Source organism: Rhizobacter sp. P1_G5 (assembly GCF_056405435.1).
The window spans coordinates 1-1,682 of record NZ_JBFUCB010000925.1 but is presented as its reverse complement, the minus strand read 5'-3'; the positions used below and the strand labels follow the sequence as shown (position 1 = coordinate 1,682).

The window sequence follows — 1,682 nt, the reverse complement described above, 5'->3', positions numbered from 1 at the left end:
GTACCGGATCGCCCGGCCCGCGAGGTCGAAGTAGCGCTCGTTCGACTTCGTGCCGCTCGCCATCGCCCAGCCCCAGCGCTTGACCGTGCCGGCGAACGGCGTCCACTCGATCTGCGGGATCAACGGCGTGCCGCCCAGCGTGATCTCGGCGACCTCGCCATCCACCCAGGTCAGGCCCAGCTGCCGGCTCGACGGGTAGCTGATGCCGCTCAGGTTGCCCAGCGTGTAGCCGTAGCCCACCGTCTGGTCGATCGGCGCTGCATTGCCGCCCGTCGTCGCATCGATGCGCTGCACGTCGTTGACCGAAATCAACCACTTTGCGACTGAGGTAGCAATTCGACGTTGCTGGAAGCAGACGCGTCTAAAGCTTCAAATCCGGATGGGCCCAGCCATGCAGGAAGTCCAGCACTTCCAGAATGACGTCTTCCTCGCCGTCTGAACTCTGCCCTCGCAATTGATGAAGATCACTGACGATGGCGTCTCGATCACCGCCAGCATCCAATTTATTCTTGATCGCATTGCGCAGCGAGAGCGCCGGCTGTTCAGCCTTCATTGCAAGCTGCAGTTCTTGATGAAGAGGGATCATTTCGTGCGTCTCCAGAATGGTCGCGTCGAGCCAATATTCTCTTGGTAGAAGTCGAACGGCGTAGGCGTTGCTGGTTCGACGAATCCATGCCCGGTGGGGTTCAGCGGGTCCGGCCTATACACCAACGAATCAGGAAGATCTGCCACGCACGTGCAATAGACAGGATCCTTGCCGGTGCCTCCAAGGTCTTGGGGACGCCGATGTGGAGGCAACCCCGCGATTGTCGGACTCACGGACATTCCCCCTGTTCCTGGGTAGACCAGACCGTTTGGACTGATGGCGATGTCTTTTTCCGGTCGAACACCCAATCCTCGCGCCGTCGGAGCAATCAAGGGAAAGCCATCCGCTGCGGAAGTCATCGCTCGATAGAGATTGCCGCCACATTGCCGCTCTGCGGTGGTTTGAGAGAGCGCCCCTGCAGTCGCCACGCCGACCGTGAGAAACCGCATGGCGGCCATTCTCGCTGCGGATTCCGCAGCGGCACGAGCTGCGGCACGTGCAATGAGCTGCCTTGTCAGTAGTGCCGCGCCAGCCTCGACAAGAGGTGGAATGCCCTGAAGCCACAAGCCTTGCGGGTCTACGAATGCAAGAGGATTGCCGTCTACATATGCATATGTGTTGAGGCCACCCACCAGTCCGGCCGGATCCGACTGCGTATAGCCGCCCTTTGAGCTGTCATAGTTCCGGAAGTAGTTGTACCAAAGCCCACTCTCCTGGTCCGCATACTGCCCCGGGAACCTCAGGTTCTGCACGAAGACCCCGAGCCCTTCCGGATTGTTCTCCGGCGCGCTCGTCCCGAAGGGCTCGGCCAGCCAGCGCCAACGCACGCGGTTCTGCCGGTCCACCACCACGCGCGGCGTGTTCAGGTGGTCGGTGTGGATGAAGTACACCAGCGGCTCGCCTGAGGGATTCGCCGGGTCGGGCGTGAACATCGCCATCGGCGTGTCGCGCAGCCACACGTATTCCCGCAGCGCGGCGCCGTTCTGGTCGTACTCGCCCAGCAGGTGGCCCGCCTGGTCGTACACGAACACCACCGTGCTCTGCGGCCCCGTGCTGCTCACCTTGCGCACGCGCTGCCCGGCCGCGTTGTAGGTGT

General features: G+C 62.1%; 2 protein-coding genes and 1 pseudogene. All 3 read right to left on the bottom strand.

Annotated features, from left to right (window positions below; translation table 11 throughout):
* Positions 1-312 (bottom strand): annotated as a pseudogene (locus AC1D12_RS32815) (hypothetical protein); the annotation flags it as partial.
* A 49-nt stretch (positions 313-361) separates the two neighbouring features.
* The gene (locus tag AC1D12_RS32810) at positions 362-586 is read right to left on the bottom strand and encodes a hypothetical protein (RefSeq protein ID WP_477845303.1); all 225 of its coding nucleotides are present in this window, start codon (positions 584-586) and stop codon (positions 362-364) included.
* Positions 583-1,682: RHS repeat domain-containing protein (locus AC1D12_RS32805; RefSeq protein WP_477845302.1), on the bottom strand; the 1,100-nt coding region annotated here is incomplete at its 5' end. The genes AC1D12_RS32810 and AC1D12_RS32805, both read right to left, overlap by 4 nt.

What these genes read in the sequence shown, in the direction of transcription:
- AC1D12_RS32810 (WP_477845303.1), bottom strand. Translation starts at nt 586, where the DNA reads ATGATCCCTCTTCATCAAGAACTGCAGCTTGCAATGAAGGCTGAACAG.